This is a genomic window from Mesorhizobium sp. 113-3-9, assembly GCF_016756515.1.
GTDB lineage: Bacteria > Pseudomonadota > Alphaproteobacteria > Rhizobiales > Rhizobiaceae > Mesorhizobium.
This window is the reverse complement of sequence record NZ_AP023246.1, coordinates 1,418,348-1,441,424: the sequence shown is the minus strand read 5'-3', so window position 1 is coordinate 1,441,424 and position 23,077 is coordinate 1,418,348. Positions and strand designations below refer to the sequence as shown.

Genomic DNA, 23,077 nt, shown 5'->3' with positions numbered 1-23,077 from the left:
ATTTCAGCGGTTCGATGCCCGACCGGGCGCGGCGGGTCAAGCCGTTATCGAACAGCTCGTCAAGGGCTGCCGACAGAAGCCGACAGCCTGCCCGCGCTTTCAGTTGAAGGCGATCAGCAGATCCTTGGCATCGATCTGGTCGCCGGCCTTGACCAGCACCTCGGCGACGGTACCGTCGCGCTCTGCATGCAGAGCCGTCTCCATCTTCATGGCTTCGATAGAGAGCAGCACGTCACCCGCCTTCACCGCCTGGCCGGTCGTGACGGAAAGGGCGGAGACCACGCCCGGCATCGGCGCGCCGACATGCGCCTCGTTGCCTGGCTCGGCCTTGCGGCGGGCCTTGGCGGCGGAAGCACCATGCGCCCGGTCAGGCACCTTCACGCGACGCGGCTGGCCGTTGAGTTCGAAGAACACGGTGACCATGCCCTTCTCGTCGACATCGCCGATGGCGAGGCAACGCACGACCAGCGTCTTGCCTTTCTCGATGTCGATGAAGATCTCGTCTTCGGACTTCATGCCGTAGAAATAGGTCGGCGTCGGCAGGACGCTGACCGGGCCGTAGGTCTCTTGCGCACTGGCAAAGTCGGTGAACACCTTCGGATACATCAGCCACGAGGCGAACTCGTATTCCGAGAGTTTGCGCTCGAGCTTCTCCTCGATTTCCTTGCGGTTGGCCTTGAGGTCGGCCGGCTTGAGCAGCGATCCAGGCCGCGCCGTGATCGGCTTGTCGCCCTTCAGCGCCTTCTTCTGCAGCGCCGCCGGCCAGCCGCCCGGCGACTGGCCGAGATCGCCGCGCAGCATCGAGACGACCGAGTCCGGGAAGGCGATGTCCCTGGCCGGATTCTCGACATCGGCGACAGTCAGGTCCTGGCTCACCATCATCAGCGCCATGTCGCCGACGACCTTGGACGACGGCGTCACCTTGACGAGGTCGCCGAACATCAGGTTGACGTCATGATAGGTCTGCGCCACCTCGTGCCAGCGCGTCTCCAGCCCGAGCGAACGCGCCTGTTCCTTGAGGTTGGTGAACTGTCCGCCCGGCATTTCGTGCAGGTAGACTTCCGAAGCCGGCCCTTTCAGGTCGCTTTCGAAAGCGGCGTACTGGTTGCGCACCGCTTCCCAATAGAACGAGATCTTGCGGATCCATTGCGGGTCGAGGCCCGGGTCACGTTCGGTGCCCTTCAGCGCCTCGACGATCGACCCCAGGCAAGGCTGCGATGTGTTGCCGGAGAAAGCATCCATCGCCGCGTCGATGGCGTCGACGCCGCTCTCCACCGCCGCCAGCACGGTCGCCGCCGACAGGCCCGACGTGTCATGGGTGTGGAAATGGATCGGCAGGTCGGTCGCCTCGCGCAGCGCCTTGAACAGCACGCGCGCCGCCGCCGGCTTCAGCAGCCCGGCCATGTCCTTGACGGCGATGATGTGGGCGCCGGCGGCCTGCAGTTCGCTCGCCAGCCCGACATAATATTTCAGATCGTACTTGGCCCGCGCCGGGTCGAGAATATCGCCGGTGTAGCACATCGCCGCTTCGATCAGCTTGCCCTCGGCGCCGACGGCGTCCATGGCGACGCGCATGTTCTCGACCCAGTTCAGGCAATCGAAGACGCGGAACAGATCGATACCGCCGCTCGCCGCCTGCTTGACGAAATGCTGCACGACATTGTCGGGATAGTTGGTGTAGCCGACGCCGTTGGCGCCGCGCAGCAGCATCTGCAGCAACAAATTGGGGGCCGCCTCGCGCACCAGCGAGAGCCGCTCCCACGGATCCTCGGTGAGAAAGCGCATGGCGACGTCGAAGGTCGCACCGCCCCAGCATTCGAGCGACAGAAGCTGCGGCAGGGCGCGTGCATAGGTGCCGGCGATGCCGGCGATGTCGTGTGTACGCACGCGCGTGGCCAGCAGCGACTGGTGGCCGTCACGCATCGTCGTGTCGGTGACCAGAACCTCTTTCTGTTCGCGCATCCAGGCGGCGAATTTCTCCGGCCCGAGCACGTCGAGCTTCTGCTTGCTGCCGCCGGGCACATTGCCGTTGAGGTAGGGCACGACCGGTGCGGCCGCATCGGCCTTCGGCATCGGCCGGCCGCGCGTCTCGGGATGGCCATTGACGCTGACATCGGCCAGGTAGTTGAGCAGCTTGGTCGCGCGGTCCTGGCGCTTGACCTGCTGGAACAGCTCCGGCGTCGTGTCGATGAACTTGGTCGTATAGGAATTGTCCGCGAAGCTGGGGTGGTTGATGATCGCTTCGAGGAAGGTGAGGTTGGTGGCGACGCCGCGGATGCGGAACTCGCGCAGCGCGCGGTTCATGCGGGCAATCGTCTCGGCCGGTGTTGGCGCCCACGCCGTCACCTTTTCCAGCAGCGGATCGTAGAAGCGGGTGATGACCGCGCCTGAATAGGCGGTGCCGCCATCGAGGCGGATGCCGAAGCCGGTGGCGCCGCGATAGGCGGTGATGCGGCCATAGTCCGGAATGAAATTGTGCTCGGGATCCTCGGTGGTGATGCGGCACTGCAAGGCATGGCCATTCAGCCTGATGTCCCTCTGCGCCGGCACGCCCGACTGCGGCGTGCCGATGGCGAAGCCGTCGAGGATGTGGATCTGCGCCTTGACGATGTCGATGCCGGTCACCTGCTCGGTGACGGTGTGCTCGACCTGGATGCGCGGATTGACCTCGATGAAATAGAATTTTCCGGTATCGGCATCCTGCAGGAACTCGACCGTGCCGGCACCGATATAACTGGTTTCGCGCGCTATCTTCAGCGCATGGCCGCAAAGCTCCTCGCGCTGCGACATTTCGAGATAGGGAGCGGGCGCACGTTCGACGACCTTCTGGTTGCGGCGCTGGATCGAGCAGTCGCGCTCGAACAGGTGCACGACATTGCCGTGCGTATCGCCAAGCACCTGCACCTCGACATGGCGGGCGCGCTCGATCAGCTTTTCGAGATAGACCTCGTCCTTGCCGAAGGCGGCCTTGGCCTCGCGCTTGCCTTCCGTGACTTCTCGGGCGAGATCGGCCTCGGACCGGATGGCGCGCATGCCGCGTCCGCCGCCGCCCCACGAGGCCTTCAGCATCACCGGATAGCCGATCTCCTTGGCCAGTGTCTTGACCGCCTCCATATCGTCCGGCAACGGGTCCGTGGCTGGGATCACCGGCACGCCGACCTCGATGGCGAGGTTGCGCGCCGCGACCTTGTTGCCAAGGCGGCGCATCGTGTCCGGCTTCGGGCCGATGAAGGTGATGCCGGCTTGCGCGCAGGCTTCGGCGAATTCGGGGCTTTCGGACAGCAGCCCGTAGCCCGGATGGATGGCATCGGCGCCTGAAAGCCTGGCGACGCGGATCACTTCCTCGATCGACAGATAACTCTCGATCGGCCCCATGTCCTTGTTGAGATGCGGGCCGCGCCCGACCTGGTAGCTTTCGTCGGCCTTGAAGCGGTGCAGCGAATATTTGTCTTCCTCGGCCCAGATCGCCACGGTTTTGAGGCCCAGTTCGTTGGCCGCGCGAAAGACGCGGATGGCTATTTCTGACCGGTTGGCGACGAGGATCTTCGTGATTGCCAAGGACTGGGCTCCAGCAGCGGAAGGGACGGGAAATCGGTGCAATGATTAGCGTGAAAATGCTGCAGTGCAAACAAAATCAATGCTGCTTTAAACCGATTTAAATCAATTATCCGGCCAACACTCGCACGCCTTGGCCCGAACCGGCGGAACAAGGGCGACAATTCCAATCCTGGATGCGCTCTTGCCCGGCCAGGAAGAAGGTCATCGGCCGCCGCGGAGCGCCAAAGAAAATGCCCGGCGCAACGCGCCGGGCAACATGGATATCAGACTGCTGGAGCAGCTTATTTCGGGAACCAGGAATACTTTCCGTCGTCCTTCTTCTTCCACTCGTACATGATGTAGCCCGGCAGCTTCGGGTCGCCCTTGGCGTCATAGGCAAGATCGCCCAGAACGGTCGGGTACGGTCCGTTTTCATGCAGTGCCTTGGCAACAGCCTGCGGGTCGTTCGACTTGGCGTTGGTGGCCGCCTCGGCAATCGCCTGCACGGCGGCATAGGCGTAGAGCGTGTAGGCCTCGGGCTCGAAGCCCTGCGCGCGGAACTTCTCGACGAGTTCCTTGTTGGCAGGGATCAGGCGCGGGTCGGGACCGAACGTGTTGAGCGTGCCGGCGACAGCGTCGCCCGCGATCGCGGCAAGTTCGTCGGTGACGATGCCGTCACCCGACATAAGCGTTGCCTTGAGGCCCTGGTCCGCCGACTGGCGGATGATCAGGCCGGCTTCGGTATGCAGGCCGCCCCAGTAGATCAGGGTGACGCCGGCTTCCTTCATCTTGGCGATCAGCGCCGAGAAATCCTTGTCGCCGACATTGACGCCTTCATACATCACTTCCGTGACGCCGGCGGCATTCATCGCCTTCTTGGTTTCATCGGCGAGGCCCTGGCCATAAGGCGTCTTGTCGTGCACGACGGCGACCTTGGCATCCTTGAAATTCGCGGCGATATAGGCGCCGGCGATGCCGCCCTGCTGGTCGTCGCGTCCGCAGGTACGGAACACGTTCCACAGGCCACGCTCGGTGAACTTCGGATTGGTCGCGGCCGGCGTGACTTCGACGATGTTGTTTTCAGCGTAGACTTCCGAAGCCGGGATCGACACGCCCGAGTTGAAGTGGCCGACCACGAACTTGACGCCGTCGCCGACGAACTTGTTGGCGACCGAGATGCCCTGCTTCGGATCGGAGACGTCGTCGCCGACTTCGAGCTTGATCTGCTCGCCGTTGATGCCGCCCTTGGCATTGATCTCGGCGACGGCCGCCTCGGCGCCCTTCTGCAGCTGTGCGCCGAACGCCGCGTTCGGGCCGGTGATCGGGCCGGCGACGCCGAACATTACATCAGCCCACGCGTTGCCGCCGAACGCGACGAGCGCGGTCAGGGCCACGGCGGACAAAAGTGACTTTTTCATTTAAACGCTCCCATTAACGGAGTGGGCGTGGATGAAGCTTTCATGCGATGCCCACCCTTATCGCAGAAAGCATAGTTTGCCGATTTTCAGGCACTTGTCACGCCGATTCATCCCTGACGCGGCGTTAATGATGAGCCTCAACCTTTGGGTTTCCAGCTCAAGATTGAAGCTCTTTCGTAGAGCCAATTATACTGTGTGACCATCTGGTTGGTTCGTGTGTATTGATAGCCGACGAAGCCCAGTATCATCAGTACGATGGTGTCGACGATATAGTAATGCAGCGAGAACATCGTGCCGTTGAACAGCGCATGGTGGATGAAGCGGATGCCGATGCCGAGCCCGAGCAGATAGGCGAACAACTGGATGAAGCTGCGCCATGTCTGGGCGCTGGCCTTGCCGGTCATCCAGGCTGCCCAGCCGCCGAGCAGGCAGGTGACGAAGAAGAACTGCCAGATTGACGGTTCTTCGTAGAGAATGCCTTGCATGGTGAGGACTCCTGAACTCAGTGATGTCCGCCTTCGAGATAGGCGGCGCGCACTTCCGGATTGGCGAGCAGTTCCTTGCCGGTGCCGCTCATCGTCACATTGCCGTTGACCATGACATAGCCGCGCGTGGCGAGCTTCAGCGCGCCGAAGGCGTTCTGCTCGACCAGGAACACGGTCAGCCCTTGCGTGCGGTTCAATTCGCGGATGGCATCGAAGATCTGCTTGACGATCAGCGGCGCCAGCCCCAGCGACGGCTCGTCGAGCAGAAGCAGTTTCGGCCGCGCCATCAGCGCGCGTCCGATCGACAGCATTTGCTGCTCGCCGCCCGACAGCGTGCCGCCGCGCTGGGCGATGCGCTCCTTCAGCCGCGGGAACAGCGTGAACACCTTCTCGACGTCCTCGTCATAGTGCTTGAGGTTGTCGAGGCTGGCGCCCATCTGCAGGTTTTCCATCACCGTCATGCGCGGGAAGATGCGCCGGCCTTCGGGTGATTGCGCTATGCGCATGCGCGCGATTTCGTGCGTCGGCAATTGGGTGATGTCGGTGCCGGCGAAGGTGATGGTGCCCGTGCGGGCGCGCGGAGCCCCGAAGATGGTCATCATCAGCGTCGACTTGCCGGCGCCGTTGGCGCCGATCAGCGCCACGATCTCGCCCTCGTTGACGGAGACATCGACGCCGTTCAGCGCCCGGATGTTGCCGTAGTAGGTCTCAACGCCCTTGATATCGAGCAGCCTTGTCCCGGCCATTATTTGCCCCCTCCACGCTTGCTCGACACAGGTTTGGCCGCAGCCTTCCCCGAAGCCGCACTTGCGGTCTTCCCCGAAGCCGCATTTGCGGTCTTCGATGCCGCACTGGCACTCTTTGCCGAAGCATGGCTGGTCGCCACCTTGCCCGCGTCGACACGGCGCGAGAATTCCGTATCCTTGCCCTGACCGAGCAGCTTGGCCTGCTTGACCCACTCCTCGCGCGCGATCCGCCCGTCGAAGGCGAGATAGGCTTCGGCCGCCTCGACATCGGCCTTCTTCCAGGCGCCGATCTGGTCGAAGTGGAAGATGCCGTGTTCGTTGAGCTTCTTCTCGTTGACCGTGCCGATGCCCTTGATGCGGGTCAGATTGTCCGCCTTGCCGCCACGAGGGGCGGCGAGGCGGTTCGAAATGCCTTCGGCCTTTGCCGCGGGCGCCTTGGTGGCGGTTTTCTTCGGTGCGGCCTTCGCCGCTCCAACCTTCGCGGCCGGCCTTGATGGTGTCCCGACGGGTTTGCTCGCCACGGTGGCCGCGCGGGCATCGACCTGCGCCGCTTTCGAGGCGCCCTTCGACACGGTAACGCGCTCGCCATCGCTGTGTCCGACGGTGTCGGTCACCGGTCCTGCCAGGTAGGACGACGATGTCCCCGGGCCATGCGCGGCATCCGGCCCGATGTCGAGCTGTTCGATGACGTCCTCGTCGCCGACCTCGGTCAGCACGGTCTCGACCTCCTCGTCGTCGACGCCGAGATAGGCGGCGATGACGCGCGGATCGGTGCGCACCGACTGCGGATTGCCGTCGGAGATCTTGCGGCCGTATTCCAGCACCACGACGTGGTCGGAAATCTGCATGACCACCGACATGTCGTGCTCGATCAGGAGGATCGAGGTGCCGGTCGTATGCTTGATGTCCATCAAGAGTTCGTTGAGTGCAGCCGATTCCTTCGGATTGAGGCCGGCCGCCGGCTCATCGAGGCACAGAAGCTCGGGCCCGGTGCACATGGCACGCGCGATCTCGAGACGCCGCTGCGCGCCATAGGGCAGGTCGCCGGCCGGATCGTCGGCCCGGTCGACGAGATCGGCCTTCTCGAGCCAATGCCTGGCCAGGTCGACCGATTCAGCCGAGGCCTTGCGGTAGCCGCTGAAGCCGAACAGGCCCAGGATCGTATAGCCCGATGCCTTCATCAGCTTGTTGTGCTGGGCTACCAAAAGGTTCTCCAGCAGCGTCATGCCCGAGAACAGGCGGATGTTCTGGAAGGTACGCGCCACCTTGGCGCGCGCCGGGATCTCATGGTTGGGCAACCGTTCGAGCAGATAGCTCGAACCGTCGGCACGGTTGAGAGTGATCATGCCTTCCGACGGCTTGTAGAACCCGGTGATGCAGTTGAACACGGTGGTCTTGCCGGCGCCGTTGGGGCCGATCAGCGCCGTGATCTCGCCGCGCCTGGCGGTGAAGGACAGGTCGCCGATGGCGACCAGGCCGCCGAACTTCATCGACAGATGATCGACCTGCAGGATGGATTCTTTCATTTGCGTGGTCGCATTCATCAGCCGTGGCCCTCCTTGGTGAAGGAGCTTGAGACAGCTCTTCGCTCCTTGAGGAAGGCGGTTGGTTCACGACTGCCGACGAAACCGCGCGGCTTCCACAGCATGACGATGACCATGGCCATGCCGAACAGAAGCATGCGGTAGAGTTCCGGGGTGAAATCAGGCCCGAAGACCTGCTTGAGGAAGTCGAGTTCGCGCAGCGCCTCGGTGCCCCCGATCATCACCATCGCGGCGACCGCGATGCCGACCAGCGACCCCATGCCGCCGAGCACGACGATGGCCAGGATGATGGCCGATTCCAGGAAGACGAAGGATTCGGGGCTGACGAAACCCTGCCGCGCGGCGAAGAACGAGCCGGCGAACCCGCCGAACATGGCGCCGGTGGCAAACGCCGTCAGCTTGGTCGTCGTCGTGTTGATGCCGAGCGAGCGGCAGGCGATCTCGTCCTCGCGAAGCGCTTCCCATGCACGGCCGACTGGCATGCGCCGCAGCCGGATCGTGACGAAGGCGGTGAGCAGCGCCAGCCCCAGGATCAGGTAGTAGAGGAAGATCTTGTAGTAGGCGCTCGAGGTCGCGAGGTGCAGAACCTTGGCGATGTAGTTGGGGTCCGAAACGTTGAAGGTCATCAGGCCGAAGAAGGTGACTTTCGGAATGCCGGAGATGCCGGCCGAGCCGTTGGTCACGTCGCGCCAGTTGATCAGCACCAGGCGGATGATCTCACCGAAGGCCAGCGTTACGATCGCCAGGTAGTCGCCGCGCAGGCGCAGCACGGGGAAGCCGAGCAGCACCCCCCACAGCGCCGCCATGGCGCCCGCCGCCGGCAGCAGGATCCAGAACGACAGGCCGAAATGGGTGGCGAGAAGCGCGTAGGCATAGGCGCCGACCGCGTAGAAGGCGACATAGCCGAGGTCGAGCAGACCGGCGAGGCCGACGACGATGTTCAGTCCCCAGGCCAGCATCACATAGATCAGGATCTGGATGCCGAAATTGTCGACCCATTTCAGCGAGCCCTGCAGCCCGGTGGCGACAGACCACGACATGAGCGACAGCACGACGACGACAAGAATCGGATAGAGCACCAGCGCGGCAATGCCGAGCTTGGTGAAGTTGGCATGGATGAAGCCACGGAAATAGTAGATCACGCAGGCCAGCGCATAGATGACCGCCAGGGCGCGCAGGAATTGCAGGTAGCCGGCCGGTTCCGCTCCCACCCATCCGGCGAGCGAGCTGTTGAACACGAACAACAGCACCGCCGCGACAATGGCCCCGATGAAGGCCGGCAGCGTGAAGAAACGCGACGCCACACTGGCCGGCAAAAGGCCGGTGGCTACGTTGGCGACCTTCTGGTTGGCCATGAAGGGTTGGCCGTAGGCGACGTAGAGGAAGCGTCCGACCGCGGTCGCGATGACCACGGCGGCGAGCAGGCCCCAGCGCTGCACGACGACCAGTTCGTTGGACATGTTCTGGTCGGTTCTGAGCCCGATGAACAGCACGAAGAGGCCAAGCGCGATGGCGCCGGCATAGAAGGCCTCGCGCAATGCGCGCGAAAAGGGGTTGGCGACGGTGTCGCGGTCGGGAGAAACGGTCACGGCCATGGTCTCAGACCTTTTCGACTTCTGGCCGGCCCAATATGCCGGAAGGCAGGAAGATCAGCACGATGGCCAGGATCGAGAACGCCGCCACGTCCTTGTAGTCGATCGAGAAATAGGCCGACCACATGCTCTCGATGAAGCCGATCAGCAACCCGCCGAGCACGGCACCGGGAAGCGAGCCGATGCCGCCAAGCACCGCCGCGGTGAACGCCTTCACCCCCGGGACGAAGCCGTCGGAGAAGGCGATGACGCCGTAATACATCAGGAACAGCGTGCCGGCGACGGCGGCAAGGGCCGCGCCCATGATGAAGGTGATCGAGATTGTCCGGTCGACATCGATGCCGAGCAGCGCGGCCATCTTGCGGTCCTGCTCGCAGGCGCGCTGGGCGCGGCCAAGCGAGGTCCTGTTGACCAGGTACCAGAACAGCGCCAGAAGCAGCGCCGTGACGACGACGATGATGATCTGCTTGAGCGACACGCTGACGCCGTTGATGTTGTAGACTTGGCTGACCATCGGCGGGATCGGCTTGTTGCGCGGGCCTTGCGTGACCTGGACGAAGTTCGACAGCGCGATCGACATGCCGATGGCTGTGATCAGCGGCGCCAGCCGGAACGAACCGCGCAGCGGCCTGTAGGCCACCTTCTCGATCGTCCAGTTATAAAGGCTGGTGAGCAGCATCGCCACGATCATCATGACCAGCAGCGCGATGACCACGGGCACCGAATAAAACAGCGCGCCGAGGATGAGGAAGACGATCAGCGCCGTAAAGGCGCCCACCATGAAAATGTCGCCATGGGCGAAGTTGATCATGCCAATGATGCCGTAGACCATCGTGTAGCCGATCGCGATCAGCCCATAGATCGATCCCAGCGTCAGCCCGTTGATAAGCTGCTGGACAAAGTACTGCATGTGTACATGGCTCCCCTGGAATGTCGCCCATGCAGACGCATCCCTTTTCGTATTTCCCCTAGTCGTAAAGTTTCGAGCCCGGATTGCAACGTGATTTTTTTGATCGCCCCGCGTGTTTCCGATTCACGTCGTTCCGACCGCCCATTCTTTGCACCCGACCCTGGACTATCGCGGACCCTATCATTGGCATAACGCAATGTCCTTGATGATTCAGACGTATAATGCGCTCCGTTTCGAAGAAACTGCCGTCAAAATTAGGTGATGGGACGAATCGTTGCGTTCCCGGCAGGGTTCATTCTTTTGCCGCATACCTTTCCGCAAGGGCAGGATTCCTCCTACTTGACAACAAAACCATGCGCGAACGGATCGCGGTCATCGATGAAGATCGTGTTCAGTCCGGTCATCCGTGCCCAGCCTCCGATGGAGGGAATGATCGCCGGCTTGCCAGCCACGGTGACCTCCTTTTCGACCTTTCCCTTGAACAGCGAACCGATGATCGATTCATGCACGAAGGCATCGCCGGCCTTCAGCTTGCCCTTGGCATGAAGCTGCGCCATGCGCGCCGAGGTGCCGGTGCCGCACGGTGAGCGATCGATCGCCTTGTCGCCGTAGAAGACGGCATTACGGGCATCGGCTCCTTCCACCGTCGGCTCGCCCGTCCACAGCATGTGCGAGAGCCGGTTGATGCCGGGGTTTTCCGGATGCACGAAGGTGTATTTCTCGTTGAGCCGCTGCCGCACCACCGGGCTCCAGGCGATAAGGTCGCCGGCCGAATAATCCGCCATGTCGCGAAAATTCTTCTGCGGCTCCACGATGGCGTAGAAATTGCCGCCATAGGCGACATCGACGGTGATCTCGCCGAGCCCGGGACATTCGACCGTCAGGCCTTCGGCATGGAGGAACGACGGTACGTTGGTGATGCGCACCTCTTCGACATATTCGCCGACCTGTTTGTATTCGGCGATGACCAGGCCGGCTGGCGTGTCGAGCCTCAGCACACCTGGCGTCTTCGGCTTGATCAGCCCGTGTTCGATCGCCATTGTCACCGTGCCTATGGTGCCGTGGCCGCACATCGGCAGGCAGCCGGAGGTTTCGATGAACAGGATCGCGATGTCGCAATCCTCGCGCGTCGGCGGATAGAGGATCGAACCCGACATCACGTCATGGCCGCGCGGCTCGAACATCAGGCCGGTACGGATCCAGTCATACTCGGCGAGGAAGTGCGCGCGCCTTTCCATCATGGTCGAGCCGGCAAGCAGCGGGCCGCCGCCGGCGACCAGCCGCACCGGATTGCCGCAAGTGTGGCCGTCGATGCAGAAGAAGGATTTCTTGGCCATGTCGCTCCTCGAAAATCAAAACCGTTGTGGGCTGAAAGGGGCCAGATCAACCGCCGGAGTCTGCCCCAGGACGAGTTCCCGGATCAACCGCCCGGTCGCCGCCGCCTGGGTCAGGCCGAGATGGCCATGGCCGAAAGCATAGACAACCGACCGGCTTGCCGGCGCCTTGCCGATGACAGGCACCGAATCCGGCAGTGAGGGCCGGAACCCCATCCATTCGCGGCCGCCGGACGGGTTGAGCCCCGGCAGGAATTGCTGCGCCTTCCGCAACAGCGCCTGCGACCGGTTGAAATTCGGCGGCCGCTCGATACCGCCGAGTTCCACCGCACCGCCGACGCGCAGGCCCGTTTCGAGCGGCGTGATGACGAAGCCATGGCCTGAGAAGATCAGTTGCCGCCTCACGTCGAAGGCGTTCCGCGGCAAGGTCGTATTGTAGCCGCGCTCGGTCTCCAGTGGAATGCGGTCGCCGAGCTGCCGCGCCAAGAGATGCGACCAGGCGCCGGCGGCGACCACGAGCTGCCTGGCTTGCCGGCTCGTGCCGTCGGCCAGTGTCAGCGTTGCGCCATTCTGGTCCGTCGCCACCCGGTCGATGCGGGCCATTTCAAAGCGGGCACCCTTGGCCTCGGCGTAAGCCCATATCGCCTTGCCGAGCAGCTTGGGATCGGCGACCGTCTTCCAGCCCGGCACGAAGGTGCCCTTGATGAAGCGCGGTGAAAGGCCCGGCTGCAGATCCGCCAGACTTTCGCCCTCGACATGGCGGAAGCCGATGCCGAAACGTTCGCGCGCCGCCCAGCCCGGCAACGAGGCGCGGAACTCGGCTTCGCTTTCATAGAATTCGAGCGAGCCGTCCTCGCGCAGCATGCGCTTTGTACCGGAACGATCGAGCAGGCCCATCCATTCCGCTTCGGCGAGCTTCATCATCCCGGCCTGGGCGGCGAGGCTGGCTTCGTATTTCGCCGGTGCGCCGGCGCGCCAGAAGCGGATCAGCCAGGGCAGCAGCTTCGGCAGGTAGGCGGGTGGAATGCTGAGTGGGCCGAGCGGATCGGCCAGCCATTTCGGCAGATTCTTGATCATGCCCTTGTGCGCCATCGGCAGCACGTCGGAGAAGGCAAAGGCGGCGGCATTGCCGGAACTCGTTTCCTCACAGATGCCGGTGCGGTCGAAGACCGTTACGTTTCGCCCTGCCTCGGCAAGGAAGGCCGCCGCGCAGATGCCGATGATGCCGCCGCCGATGATGGCGATGTCTTCCGCTTCCCCCCGGTCCCGGGGAGAAGGTGCCCAAAGGGCTGATGAGGGGCGGCGCCCCCCGTCTGGAGATTTGGAATTTCCCTGCACGTCGATGCTGCCTCTCCCCTGACCGCGACCATCTTCTCCCGGCGAACAGGGAGAAGAAAGCCCTCAGAACTGCGGCAGCTTCGGACGAACCGCCAGAGCGTCCTTGACGATCTTCTCGACCGCCTTGCGGCGCTCGCCCGACAGGGGCTGGCGCGGCATGCGCACACGGTCATTGGTGTTGATGGCGAAGACTTCCGCGAGCTTGATGTTCTGCACCAGATAGGTCGAGACGTCGAGGTCGAGCAGCGGCCGGAACCAGCGGTAGATGGCGAGTGCCTCCTCGCGGCGGCCCTGCTTCATCAGCTGATAGATGGCGACGGTCTCGCGCGGGAAGGCGGTGACCAGGCCGGCCACCCAGCCGATGGCGCCGACCGACAGCGCCTCGAAGGCCAGATTGTCGACACCGGTGAACAGGTCGTAGCGGCTGCCCAGACGGTTGATGATCTCGGTCGAGCGGCGGATGTCGTCGGAGGATTCCTTGATGGCGACGAAGCGCTTGTCCGACGCCAGCTCCTCCATCTGATCGACGGTGACGTCGACACGGTAGGCAAGCCGGTTGGAATAGATCATGACCGGCAGGTCGCCGGCTTCGGCGACGGCGCGCAGCGCCGCGACCGTCTCTTCCGCGTTGGTGTGGTAGATCGGGCTCGGCACCACCATGAGGCCGTTGGCGCCTTCCTTGGCGGCGCGCTTGGCGATGCTGGCCGCCTCGCGGGTGCCCGCCTCGTTGACCGTCAGCAGCACCGGCTTCTTGCCGGCGACTTTCTGCGCGGTCTTCAGCACCTCGATCTTCTCGTCATGCGACAGCATCGGCCCTTCGCCGAGCGAGCCGCAGACGATGATGCCGTCGCAGCCGGCCTCCATCTGCAGGTTGAAGCAGCGCTCCATCTCGGCGTGATCAAGGCGATCGTCGGCGGTGAACTTGGTCGTGACTGCTGGGAAAACTCCGGTCCACATAGCTATCTCTCCATCTGATATATCAGTCGTATATCTATTAAGAAAGCCGCTGTCAATGCGGAATCTGTTATGATATATTCTAGATATATCAGGAGACCGCCTTTGATATCCATCGAACCAGGATCGACATCCGAGCCGGCCGCGACCAAGGCCTACCGCGTGCTCGAGCACATGATCGTCACACTGGAGCTGGCGCCGGCGAGCTTTGTCACCGAGGGTGCGCTCATCGAAAGGCTGGCGCTCGGCCGCACGCCGGTGCGCGAGGCGATCCAGCGGCTGGCCTGGGAAGGGCTGCTCGACGTCAGGCCACGCGCCGGCATCGCGATCGCGCCGCTGCATCCCGGCGACTGGCTGCGCGTTCTCGACGCCCGGCGCGGCGTCGAGGTGGTGCTTGCCCGCTCGGCCGCCCGCTTCGTCACCCGCGAGGCCGCCGACCTGTTTCACGAGGCGGCGCTGGCCATGCAGAAGGCGGTCATCTCAGGCAATGTGCTTGCCTTCATCCAGGCCGACAAGGCGCTCGACGAAGCCCTGGCGCTGGCCGCCGACAACCCGTTCGCCGCCCGGCTGGCAGCGCCCCTGCAGACCCACAGCCGACGCTTCTGGTTCCGCTACAAGGCCGATACGGGCCTGGCCGAGTCAGCCGAGCATCACGTCGCGCTGATCCGCTCGATCCTGGACGGCGACGAGGAGGCCGCGGCCAAGGATGCCAAGCGGCTGATGGCGCTGCTGCGCGGTCATGCCGAGACGGCAGCGACGCGCTGAACGGGCGATCAGATCCCTTGCGCGGCGGCGATGGCGGTGTTCTCCCATCCATCACCGGTCGCGAAGATGCAGCTTCGGCCGTTCACATCGGTCACCAGCATGGACCAGGTCCCGCTCGCCGAAACATAGATCTCGACAATGGCGGCTTGGCCGACAACACCGTAGCCGATCTGCTTCTGTTGAAAGGCCCGCTCCAGTCCCGCGACGATGTCGCTGTGGCCGCCGCAGATAAACTGCGCCTGCGCCGATAGCGTCGACAGCGCCAGCGCGGCGCCGATCACAGCTATCCTGATCCATCGAAACGAAAATTTGTGTGCCATTTGGCACCTCCTTCGCCTTGGCGTTCCGGCAAAGGGAGGCACATGGGGCAGCCTCAATACACCGCAACGCTCCAGGCCGGGTTCGACGTCTTCATCACGTCACTCCTTCTGGTTTCCGGTCTGTCGTCAGGGAACTTTATCATTCCCTGGAATCGATATGGTGAGGTCCCGATCCGAAAACAAGCGTCATTTCTGAGCTCGCGGCGCGATGCAGACGACGACCCCCGTCAAGCTTCCGCGGGGTCGCGGAGTGCCGCCCATTTCAACAAGGCGTCGAGGGCCGGGCACAGGGCCTGGCCCCAATCGGTCAGGCAGTACTCGACCTTGGGCGGCACCTGGTGATGCACGATACGGCGCACGATGCCGTCGCTCTCCATCTGCCGCAACTGCTGGATCAGCATTTTCTGCGAGATCGCAGGGATCGCCCGTTCGAGGTCGGAAAAGCGCAGCACCTTGCCGCCGAACAGGTGAAACAGGATCACCAGCTTCCAGCGGCCCTCGAGGATACGCAGCACATTCTCGACGCCGCTCGCCGCCGACAACGGCGTCAGTGTCTCGGACTTGCTTTCGGGTCCAGCCTTACTTTCAGGCCCAACCTTGCTTTCCGTCCCAACCTTACTTTCGGGCCCAGGCTTACTTTCAGGTAAGTACCTTACTTTTTCGTCGGTTCTTGTCATTTCACCAGCATATCTCATTTTAGAAGCCGGACAAGCGCCGCCGGCCTCCGCCGGCGGCGGCAACCCGCACCGGAGACGACACCATGACCGAAAACCTTCCGCGGCCGCTGGCCAACTATTTCGCCGCCAAGAACAGGCATGACATCGACGCCATGCTGGCGCCCTTCGCGTCGGACGCCACGGTCAAGGACGAAGGCAAAACCCATCGGGGTCCGGCCGCCATCCGCGGCTGGATGGAGGAGACGACACGCAAATACCGGGTGACCGTCGAGGTCGCCGACGCGACGGTCCATGGCGATGCATGGCGGATCGCCGGCATCGTGTCAGGGAATTTCCCCGGCAGCCCCGCGACGCTCCACTACGTCTTCACGCTGGCCGGCGACCGGATCGCGCGGCTGGAGATCGGCGCATGACCATCGTCCAGAAATTTGCGTTCGACGACCGGGAGTTTGCCGGCAAGCGCGTTCTGGTCACCGGCGGCACCAAGGGCGCCGGCGAAGCCATCGTGCGCAGGCTTTCGGCGGCAGGCGCGATCGTTCTTACCACTGCCCGCTCAGCGACCGAAGCATCATCGCAGGAGCTGTTCGTGCAGGCCGATGTGAGTACTTTGGCGGGTACCGAGACAGTGGCCGCGGCCATAATGAAGCAGCTTGGTGGCATCGACATCGTCGTACACAGCGTCGGCGGTTCGAAAAGCCCCGGCGGCGGATTTGCCGGACTGACCGATCAGCTCTGGCAGGACGAACTCAGCCTCAATCTGCTGGCGGCGGTGCGGCTCGATCGCTTGCTGATTCCCGGCATGATCGAGCAAGGCGCAGGCGTGATCATCCACATATCGTCGATCCAGCGCCGCCTGCCGCTGCACGAATCCACCATCGCCTATGCGGCGGCCAAGGCAGCCCTTTCAACCTACAGCAAGGCGCTGTCCAAGGAACTTGGCCCGAAGGGCATCCGGGTTAACAGCGTGGCGCCGGGCTGGATCAACACCAGCGCATCGGAAGCCATGGTGAAGCGGCTGGCATCCCACTCGGGCTCGGATGAGGCAACCGCCCGCCAGGGCATCATGGATGCGCTGGGCGGCATCCCGATCGGCCGGCCGGCATGGCCGCAAGAGGTCGCGGAACTTGTGGCATTTCTTGTCTCGGACCGCGCTGCGGCAATCCACGGCGCCGAATACGTCATCGACGGCGGCACGATTCCAACGGTGTGACGTCATGCAAAAGAAAAGGGCACGACAAAAGCCGCGCCCTGATCGTGAAACAGATATCGGACTTAGTTCATCGTCGGGATGACGAATTCCGCACCGTCCTTGATGCCCGCCGCGCGCCCCGCAGCCGAAGGCGAGGACGCGCAAACGAAAAACCGTCCGGCTAGTTCATCGTCGGGATGACGAATTCGGCACCATCCTTGATGCCGGACGGCCAGCGCGAGGTCACCGTCTTGGTCTTGGTGTAGAAACGGAAGGCATCGGCACCATGCTGATTGAGGTCGCCGAAGGAAGACGCCTTCCAGCCGCCGAACGTGTAATAGGCGATCGGCACCGGGATCGGCACGTTGACGCCGACCATGCCGACCTGGACACGGCTTGCGAAGTCACGCGCGGCGTCGCCGTCGCGGGTGAAGATGGCGACGCCATTGCCCATTTCGTGGTCGTTGGCGAGCTTGATCGCGCTCTCATAGGTCGGCGCGCGCACCACCGAGAGCACCGGCCCGAAGATCTCTTCCTTGTAGATGCGCATGTCTGCGGTGACGTTGTCGAACAGGCAGCCGCCCATATAGTAGCCGTTCTCGTAGCCCTGCATCTTGAAGCCGCGGCCGTCGACGACCAGCTTGGCGCCTTCCTTGACGCCGGCGTCGACATAACCCTTCACGCGCTCCAGCGCCTGCGCCGTCACCAGCGGGCCGAAATCGGCGGCCGAATCCGTCGACGGGCCGACCTTCAGGCTCTCGACACGCGGAACCAGCTTCTCCATCAGCCGGTTGGCGGTGTCGTTGCCGACCGGAACCGCCACCGAGATCGCCATGCAGCGTTCGCCAGCCGAGCCGTAGCCGGCGCCGATCAGCGCGTCGACGGTCTGGTCCATGTCGGCGTCGGGCATGATGATCATGTGGTTCTTGGCGCCGCCGAAGCACTGCACGCGCTTGCCGGCGGCCGTGCCGCGCGAATAGATGTAGTGGGCGATCGGCGTCGAGCCGACGAAGCCGACGGCCTTGATGTCGGGATCGTCGAGGATGGCGTCAACGACTTCCTTGTCGCCGTTGACGACGTTGAGGATACCTGCCGGCAGGCCAGCCTCGAGGAACAATTCGGCAATGCGGATCGGCACGCCCGGGTCACGCTCGGACGGCTTCAGGATGAAGGCATTGCCGCATGCAATCGCAGGCGCGATCTTCCACAGCGGGATCATCGCCGGGAAGTTGAACGGCGTGATGCCGGCGACGACGCCGAGCGGCTGGCGCATCGAGTAGACATCGATGCCGGGGCCGGCGCCGTCGGTGAACTCGCCCTTCATCATATGCGGGGCGCCGATGCAGACCTCCACGACTTCGAGGCCGCGCTGGATGTCACCCTTGGCGTCGGCGATCGTCTTGCCGTGCTCGCGCGCCAGTATGTCGGCCAGTTCGTCATAGTCGCGGGCGACCAGTTCGAGGAATTTCATCAGCACGCGCACGCGGCGCTGCGGGTTGGTGGCGGCCCATTTCGGCTGCGCCGCCTTGGCATTCTCGACGGCCGCGCGCAGTTCCGCCTGCGAGGCCAGCGCCACCGTGCCGCGCACGGAACCGTCCATCGGCTGCATGACATCCTGCTTGCGGCCGCTGGTGCCGGCGACACGCTTGCCGCCGATGAAATGACCGTATTCGATCATGATTTCTCTCCCTAGGTTTGTGATGCTGCATTGTCCGCCTTTGCGGGGTCGAAGGCAACGCGAGGGAGAACGCAACCGTTGTGCGAAAATTAGATATCGATTGACGAGCGCGCATCAATTCTCGCAAATAGCGGCCACAACATATCTCCTGGGGGATTCCCATGAACTGGGATGACGTCCGCATCTTCCTCGCCGTCGCCCGCGCCGGCCAGATCCTTGGCGCCGCCAGGCGGCTGGAGCTCAACCACGCCACCGTGTCGCGCCGCATCGCCGCGCTCGAAGACGCGCTGCGTACGAAACTCTTTCGCCGGCTGACCACCGGCAGTGAACTGACGCCCGCCGGCGAGCGCTTCCTCGATATTGCCGAGCGCATGGAGGGCGACATGATCGCCGCGCGTTCGACCATTGCCGGCGAGGACGACGTTTCGGGCACGGTGCGCATCGGAGCACCCGACGGCTTCGGCGTCGCCTTCCTGGCCAGGCGTCTCGGCGAACTGACCGCACTGCATCGCGAGCTGACGATCCAGCTCGTGCCGGTGCCGCGCTCCTTCTCCTTGTCCCGGCGCGAGGCAGATATCGCCATCACCGTCGAGCGGCCGACGGAAGGCCGGCTGGTGGCCGGAAAGCTGGTCGACTATTCGCTCGGCCTGTTTGCGTCGCGGACCTATGCCGATGCCAATGGTCTGCCCAAGACCGCCGCCGAACTCGGCCAGCACACGCTCATCGGTTATGTTCCGGATCTTATCGTCAGCCCATCGCTCGACTACGCGGCCGAGTTCAGCACCGACTGGCGCACCAGCTTCGCCATTTCCTCCGCGCTCGGCCAGGCCGAAGCGGTGCGCGCGGGCGCCGGCATCGGCATCCTGCACACCTTCGTCGCGCGTTCGATGCCGGAACTGGTCGCGGTCGACGTGGTAGCGCCCATCCGCCGCGCCTACTGGCTGGTCTATCACGAATCGGTCAGGCCGCTGCGCCGCATCCAGATTGTCGCCAGCTTCATCACCAAGGCGGTTGAGCGGGAAAGAAGCCTCTTCCTGTGAAACAATTCCAGGGAAAGCGTGAAACGGTTTTCCCGGGAAAAGCGCGTAGCGCTTTCCCTGGGGAATTGCGTCAAATCAGAAATCCGCAGCGGCTCGGCGTTTCCCGGAAACGATGAACGCCGTGGAAGCGCCGTCAGGGGCCATCGAGAATGAATGAGCCCGCCACCCGTTCGGCCTCATCGGCCAGCGGTGCCCATTTCTGCTTGGTTTGCTCGACCGTGTCGCCCGTGAGCCCACACGTCACGAGGCCGAAGCGCATACCGCGGATCGAAAGCACGACCTTGGCGTGGCCAGGGAACCCGGCGTTGCCGTCGTCGATCCGGAAATCCATGTCGGCCATGCGTGCCGGATAGCCATCCGGGAATCGTATCAACTTGTCGCTGCTGAAAACGGCAGAGGCGAAGGCCGCTCCGACCATCTCCTGCCAGGCTTCCACTGACCAGTCCGTTTCCATGAATGCCTTGGGATCGGCCGGCGAACCGGATGCCCGTGGGTCGTAGCGGCCGACCGATACCCGGCAGGTAAGGCCCTGGTCGCCGGATTTTACCTTCAGCCGCATTGTCTCGCCGGAAGGTGGCTCGTTGGTCCATTCCTCCGGAAAGGTCAGCGAGAACCCGTTGTCGTGGTCATGGACGGTCTTGTCGGCGGCATTGGCCGCCGAGGCGCAGAACAGCAACGCGACAGCCATGGCCGGAAAGCCGATACGCATCACTGGTGCTCGCTAGATACCATGACGAGATTTGTGCCCTGACAAAGGCAGCTATGCCGCCGCGACGATAACACGGCAAGGTGAAACACGCCGCCTTTTCCTTGCCATAAAACCGGCCAGTGTGGCATCAGGCATGCGGTCGCCGGCCACGAGGCAGGGCCACCGGGTGGGGAAAATCGTTCAGAAAGCTGGCGCGGATAAAAATGCGAGCCGTTCTTGCCATCCTGCCGCTGCTTTTGGTTTCCGCATGCGCCAATCCGTGGGCGAAGGTGCCGGAAGCCGAATTGCCCAAACCGATCCGCTACGCCATGGCCCGCCCCTCGCCTTTCGTCATCGGCAACTACTGCGGCCCCGGCACCCGCACCGGCGATCTGTCGGCCCGACCGGTCGACCGCCTCGATGCGGTGTGCCAGACCCATGACGCCTGCTACATCGCCCGCCACAATCATTGCGACTGCGACGGCGCGCTTGTCGCCTCGGCCAGGGCAATCCGCGATGACAAGACGGCGCCGCGAAAAATGCGAGGCGAGGCGGAACTGCTGATCGCCACTTTCGCCATCCCGGTCTGCAAGGTTTTTCCGCAAGGCTTCATGCCGCCGCGCGACCCGGCGCAGTTGAGCGCCATGAAGGCCGGAGCCACCGGGTGAACCGCCGCGCATCCGCCATCCCTGCCGTGTTCGGACTGGTGCTCATCGCCCTTGCCGGCTGCGCCGGCGCAAGCCGCGATGCCTGCGACCTCCTGCCTGGCCAGCAGGCCTGCACACGGCCCTCGCTGTCGGCCAGCACGCCCGGGCCGCAGGTGGCAGCGTCGCAGTATTTCGGCGATGCCGGCACCAACGACTATGAAAGACGGTTCCTGGCACTGCTCGCTCACAACCAGCTTGGCGCCATGGATCGGGCCAACGGCACCGGCCCTTTCGGGCGCGACCGCCGCGATGTCCAAAATAGCAACTTCCAGGCGACCTATTCGACGCTGCAGCAGCTGGCCGGACCGGTCGCCAAGGCGCATCTGCCCCCAGCCGGTGGCGGCAGCGGCGAAGGCCATTTCGCCGGACGCTGGCGGGTCTCGCGGCAGACGCTCTACATCGATGCGGCCGCGCGCGCCTCGGCACCCAAGACTTTCGATTTCTCCGGCCTGCAGGCACGCAGCACCGAGATCGTCGTGCGCCAGGCCGGCAGGCAGCCTGCCGACATCGAGGGCACCTGCGACGGCGCATTGGCGATCCGGGCCGCCGGAGCGTCCCGTACCATCGCCGCCGGCACGACATTCCGCTTTCGCCTGTCGGGCGAGGACGATGCGGTCAGCCTGTTTCCCGGCGACAGCCTGAGCCGCTGCACGGCGAGGATCCGTTCCAGCCTTGACCCGGCAGGCGCTCCGCTCGCCATCCGGCGCGAAGAGACCGCCGATCCGGCACTCGCCAGCTTCGACAGCCGCTACCAGCGTTGCCCGGTTCCCGACGGCGCCGGCCTCGATGCGCTTGAGCGCGCCTTCTATGCCAGCCGCTGGCTGTCGCAGACCTGCGCCATGCCGATCGGCGCGCCCAGGCTCCTGCGCAAGTCGCGCGAGGGCTTCAACGCCAAGGTCGAGGCGCTGATGGGCGCGCCGCTGTCCGATGCGGCAATAGACAAGGGCGACCCGGAACTGCCGCTCGATTTCTCCCGGGCGCCAAGGCTGAAGCTGATCTATCTGTCCTCGCTGGAATTCAAGGCGGACTTTTCCGGCCGCATCATCGAACGGCTGATCCGCCATCATGCGGCCCTTGGCACCAAGGTGCGCATCATGGTCACCGATGTGCTGGAACGCGACAAGGACGACGCCATGCTGCACCGGCTGGCGGCCGAGTTCCCCAATGTCCAGCTACAGGAATACCGCTGGCGCGCCGATCGTGGCGCGCCGATCGACGAGCAGATATCGCAACTGCACAAGACCCATCATATCAAGATGCTGGCGACGCTGGCGCAGGACCCCGCGCGCTCGCGCGTCATCATCGGCGGCCGCAACATCCATGACGGCTTCCTGTTCCACCAGCCGATCGATCTGTCGCGCTATCCGGACCTGCAGCAATACGGCAAGACCGACGGCTTTTCGCTGAACTACTATTCGAACTGGAGTGACTTCGACATCGAGTTCGCCGACAGGCCGACGGTCGAGACGCTTGCCGCGCATCTGTCGACGATATGGCTGCGCGACGCCGACACCAATCTGGCGCGCCCCTTCTCCATCCCGGTTCGCGCCGATGGCCGCCCCCTGGGCAACGCCCGGCATTTCATTTCCGTGCCCTATGAGGACGACCATGCGCTGGAAGGCTATTTCGTCGAGCTGGTCGACGCCGCCCAGCACCATATCCAGATCGTCAATCCCTATCTCAATCTGACGCCGAGCCTCGCCCAGGCCTTTGACCGGGCGCTCGCACGCGGCGTCAAGATCGACATTGTCGGCCGCATCGATCTCAAGGGCGATATCGGCGGCAAGTTCCTCACCGCGCTCAACAAGCTGTTCGTCGAGAAATATGGCGACCGCATCGACATCCGCGAGTTCAAGGCGCCGGACGTGGTGCTGCATTCCAAGATCATGATGATCGACGAGAGGCTGGTCGCCATCTCCTCGGTCAACCTCAACAACCGCAGTTTCTTCCACGATTCAGAGAACGGCATGATGGTGCTCGATCACGCCTTCTATGTCAGGATGAAGCCGATCTATGACGACTATCTCGCCCACTCGAACCCGGTTTCCACCGAGGTGACGATCCCCTGGGCCTACCGGTTGCTGTTCGATGAGGTCTGGGTCCGGCAGGCGTTCTGATGCGATTCCAGGAAAAGTGTGAAGCGGTTTTCCGTCCG

The 23,077-nt window shown here is 63.7% G+C and carries 20 protein-coding genes; 6 read left to right on the top strand and 14 right to left on the bottom strand.

All coding sequences use genetic code 11. The features are described 5' to 3' along the window. Positions 1-99: 99 nt before the first annotated feature. The 10 genes from pyc to MesoLj_RS06865 form a co-directional block, all read right to left on the bottom strand. A complete protein-coding gene (pyc, locus tag MesoLj_RS06910; protein WP_202325529.1) occupies positions 100-3,558 on the bottom strand; it encodes a pyruvate carboxylase in 3,459 nt (1,152 codons plus the stop codon). Between the two features lie 281 nt (positions 3,559-3,839). Further along, positions 3,840-4,955, bottom strand: a complete 1,116-nt coding sequence (locus MesoLj_RS06905; protein WP_140776546.1) for a branched-chain amino acid ABC transporter substrate-binding protein — start codon at positions 4,953-4,955, stop codon at positions 3,840-3,842. 137 nt (positions 4,956-5,092) lie between these two features. After that, on the bottom strand, positions 5,093-5,440 hold the full coding sequence (locus MesoLj_RS06900; protein ID WP_115140877.1) for a DUF6867 family protein: 348 nt from the start codon (positions 5,438-5,440) through the stop codon (positions 5,093-5,095). 17 nt (positions 5,441-5,457) lie between these two features. Further along, positions 5,458-6,186 (bottom strand): ABC transporter ATP-binding protein, encoded by a 729-nt coding sequence (locus tag MesoLj_RS06895; protein WP_140776550.1) that lies wholly within the window; start codon positions 6,184-6,186, stop codon positions 5,458-5,460. Continuing rightward, a complete protein-coding gene (locus MesoLj_RS06890) occupies positions 6,186-7,730 on the bottom strand; it encodes an ATP-binding cassette domain-containing protein (protein ID WP_244735309.1) in 1,545 nt (514 codons plus the stop codon). Before MesoLj_RS06890 ends, MesoLj_RS06895 begins: the two co-directional genes overlap by 1 nt. Beyond that, positions 7,730-9,325, bottom strand: a complete 1,596-nt coding sequence (livM, locus tag MesoLj_RS06885; protein WP_140776554.1) for a high-affinity branched-chain amino acid ABC transporter permease LivM — start codon at positions 9,323-9,325, stop codon at positions 7,730-7,732. Before livM ends, MesoLj_RS06890 begins: the two co-directional genes overlap by 1 nt. A 4-nt stretch (positions 9,326-9,329) precedes the next feature. Continuing rightward, positions 9,330-10,232: a branched-chain amino acid ABC transporter permease gene (locus MesoLj_RS06880; RefSeq protein ID WP_140776556.1), complete on the bottom strand. Its 903-nt coding sequence runs from the start codon at positions 10,230-10,232 to the stop codon at positions 9,330-9,332. 335 nt (positions 10,233-10,567) lie between these two features. Continuing rightward, positions 10,568-11,569 (bottom strand): 4-hydroxyproline epimerase, encoded by a 1,002-nt coding sequence (locus MesoLj_RS06875; RefSeq protein WP_056575294.1) that lies wholly within the window; start codon positions 11,567-11,569, stop codon positions 10,568-10,570. Between the two features lie 15 nt (positions 11,570-11,584). After that, a complete protein-coding gene (locus MesoLj_RS06870) occupies positions 11,585-12,904 on the bottom strand; it encodes an NAD(P)/FAD-dependent oxidoreductase (protein ID WP_202325527.1) in 1,320 nt (439 codons plus the stop codon). Between the two features lie 63 nt (positions 12,905-12,967). Then, positions 12,968-13,861, bottom strand: a complete 894-nt coding sequence (locus tag MesoLj_RS06865) for a dihydrodipicolinate synthase family protein (protein ID WP_140776560.1) — start codon at positions 13,859-13,861, stop codon at positions 12,968-12,970. A 69-nt stretch (positions 13,862-13,930) separates the two neighbouring features. Between MesoLj_RS06865 and MesoLj_RS06860 the strand changes: the two genes are divergently transcribed. Further along, entirely contained in the window at positions 13,931-14,623 is a 693-nt protein-coding gene (locus MesoLj_RS06860; RefSeq protein ID WP_140776562.1) for a GntR family transcriptional regulator, read from the top strand. A gap of 8 nt (positions 14,624-14,631) precedes the next feature. Here MesoLj_RS06860 and MesoLj_RS06855 read toward each other — a convergent pair whose 3' ends face one another. Together MesoLj_RS06855 and MesoLj_RS06850 are read right to left on the bottom strand one after the other, a co-directional pair. After that, positions 14,632-14,943, bottom strand: coding sequence for a hypothetical protein (locus MesoLj_RS06855; RefSeq protein ID WP_244735307.1), 312 nt, complete (start codon positions 14,941-14,943; stop codon positions 14,632-14,634). Between the two features lie 227 nt (positions 14,944-15,170). After that, positions 15,171-15,494 carry a winged helix-turn-helix transcriptional regulator gene (locus MesoLj_RS06850; protein ID WP_056576460.1) on the bottom strand — a complete coding sequence of 108 codons (324 nt, stop codon included), beginning with the start codon at positions 15,492-15,494 and terminating at the stop codon, positions 15,171-15,173. Between the two features lie 209 nt (positions 15,495-15,703). Between MesoLj_RS06850 and MesoLj_RS06845 the strand changes: the two genes are divergently transcribed. Beyond that, on the top strand, positions 15,704-16,033 hold the full coding sequence (locus tag MesoLj_RS06845; RefSeq protein ID WP_202325525.1) for a nuclear transport factor 2 family protein: 330 nt from the start codon (positions 15,704-15,706) through the stop codon (positions 16,031-16,033). Then, the gene (locus MesoLj_RS06840) at positions 16,030-16,830 is read left to right on the top strand and encodes an SDR family oxidoreductase (protein WP_202325524.1); all 801 of its coding nucleotides are present in this window, start codon (positions 16,030-16,032) and stop codon (positions 16,828-16,830) included. The genes MesoLj_RS06845 and MesoLj_RS06840 overlap by 4 nt, the downstream gene beginning before the upstream one ends. A gap of 160 nt (positions 16,831-16,990) precedes the next feature. On the opposite strand, the gene MesoLj_RS06835 is transcribed toward MesoLj_RS06840, so the two are convergent. Continuing rightward, positions 16,991-18,487: a CoA-acylating methylmalonate-semialdehyde dehydrogenase gene (locus MesoLj_RS06835; protein WP_202325523.1), complete on the bottom strand. Its 1,497-nt coding sequence runs from the start codon at positions 18,485-18,487 to the stop codon at positions 16,991-16,993. A gap of 161 nt (positions 18,488-18,648) precedes the next feature. Between MesoLj_RS06835 and MesoLj_RS06830 the strand changes: the two genes are divergently transcribed. After that, entirely contained in the window at positions 18,649-19,527 is an 879-nt protein-coding gene (locus tag MesoLj_RS06830; protein ID WP_140776572.1) for a LysR family transcriptional regulator, read from the top strand. Positions 19,528-19,660: 133 nt separating this feature from the next. Here MesoLj_RS06830 and MesoLj_RS06825 read toward each other — a convergent pair whose 3' ends face one another. Next, the gene (locus tag MesoLj_RS06825; protein ID WP_202325522.1) at positions 19,661-20,236 is read right to left on the bottom strand and encodes a hypothetical protein; all 576 of its coding nucleotides are present in this window, start codon (positions 20,234-20,236) and stop codon (positions 19,661-19,663) included. 203 nt (positions 20,237-20,439) lie between these two features. Here MesoLj_RS06825 and MesoLj_RS06820 point away from each other — a divergent pair, with 203 nt between their 5' ends. Both MesoLj_RS06820 and MesoLj_RS06815 read left to right on the top strand, forming a co-directional pair. Next, a complete protein-coding gene (locus tag MesoLj_RS06820; protein WP_140776576.1) occupies positions 20,440-20,883 on the top strand; it encodes a hypothetical protein in 444 nt (147 codons plus the stop codon). After that, the gene (locus tag MesoLj_RS06815; RefSeq protein WP_202325521.1) at positions 20,880-23,039 is read left to right on the top strand and encodes a phospholipase D-like domain-containing protein; all 2,160 of its coding nucleotides are present in this window, start codon (positions 20,880-20,882) and stop codon (positions 23,037-23,039) included. The genes MesoLj_RS06820 and MesoLj_RS06815 overlap by 4 nt, the downstream gene beginning before the upstream one ends. Positions 23,040-23,077: the final 38 nt, after the last annotated feature.

What these genes read in the sequence shown, in the direction of transcription:
- MesoLj_RS06820 (WP_140776576.1), top strand. Translation starts at nt 20,440, where the DNA reads ATGCGAGCCGTTCTTGCCATCCTGCCGCTGCTTTTGGTTTCCGCATGC.
- MesoLj_RS06835 (WP_202325523.1), bottom strand. Translation starts at nt 18,487, where the DNA reads ATGATCGAATACGGTCATTTCATCGGCGGCAAGCGTGTCGCCGGCACC.
- MesoLj_RS06840 (WP_202325524.1), top strand. Translation starts at nt 16,030, where the DNA reads ATGACCATCGTCCAGAAATTTGCGTTCGACGACCGGGAGTTTGCCGGC.
- MesoLj_RS06880 (WP_140776556.1), bottom strand. Translation starts at nt 10,232, where the DNA reads ATGCAGTACTTTGTCCAGCAGCTTATCAACGGGCTGACGCTGGGATCG.
- MesoLj_RS06900 (WP_115140877.1), bottom strand. Translation starts at nt 5,440, where the DNA reads ATGCAAGGCATTCTCTACGAAGAACCGTCAATCTGGCAGTTCTTCTTC.
- MesoLj_RS06860 (WP_140776562.1), top strand. Translation starts at nt 13,931, where the DNA reads ATGATATATTCTAGATATATCAGGAGACCGCCTTTGATATCCATCGAA.
- MesoLj_RS06825 (WP_202325522.1), bottom strand. Translation starts at nt 20,236, where the DNA reads ATGCGTATCGGCTTTCCGGCCATGGCTGTCGCGTTGCTGTTCTGCGCC.
- MesoLj_RS06830 (WP_140776572.1), top strand. Translation starts at nt 18,649, where the DNA reads ATGAACTGGGATGACGTCCGCATCTTCCTCGCCGTCGCCCGCGCCGGC.
- livM (WP_140776554.1), bottom strand. Translation starts at nt 9,325, where the DNA reads ATGGCCGTGACCGTTTCTCCCGACCGCGACACCGTCGCCAACCCCTTT.
- MesoLj_RS06905 (WP_140776546.1), bottom strand. Translation starts at nt 4,955, where the DNA reads ATGAAAAAGTCACTTTTGTCCGCCGTGGCCCTGACCGCGCTCGTCGCG.
- MesoLj_RS06865 (WP_140776560.1), bottom strand. Translation starts at nt 13,861, where the DNA reads ATGTGGACCGGAGTTTTCCCAGCAGTCACGACCAAGTTCACCGCCGAC.
- MesoLj_RS06890 (WP_244735309.1), bottom strand. Translation starts at nt 7,730, where the DNA reads ATGAATGCGACCACGCAAATGAAAGAATCCATCCTGCAGGTCGATCAT.
- MesoLj_RS06855 (WP_244735307.1), bottom strand. Translation starts at nt 14,943, where the DNA reads ATGGCACACAAATTTTCGTTTCGATGGATCAGGATAGCTGTGATCGGC.
- MesoLj_RS06875 (WP_056575294.1), bottom strand. Translation starts at nt 11,569, where the DNA reads ATGGCCAAGAAATCCTTCTTCTGCATCGACGGCCACACTTGCGGCAAT.
- MesoLj_RS06845 (WP_202325525.1), top strand. Translation starts at nt 15,704, where the DNA reads ATGACCGAAAACCTTCCGCGGCCGCTGGCCAACTATTTCGCCGCCAAG.
- MesoLj_RS06895 (WP_140776550.1), bottom strand. Translation starts at nt 6,186, where the DNA reads ATGGCCGGGACAAGGCTGCTCGATATCAAGGGCGTTGAGACCTACTAC.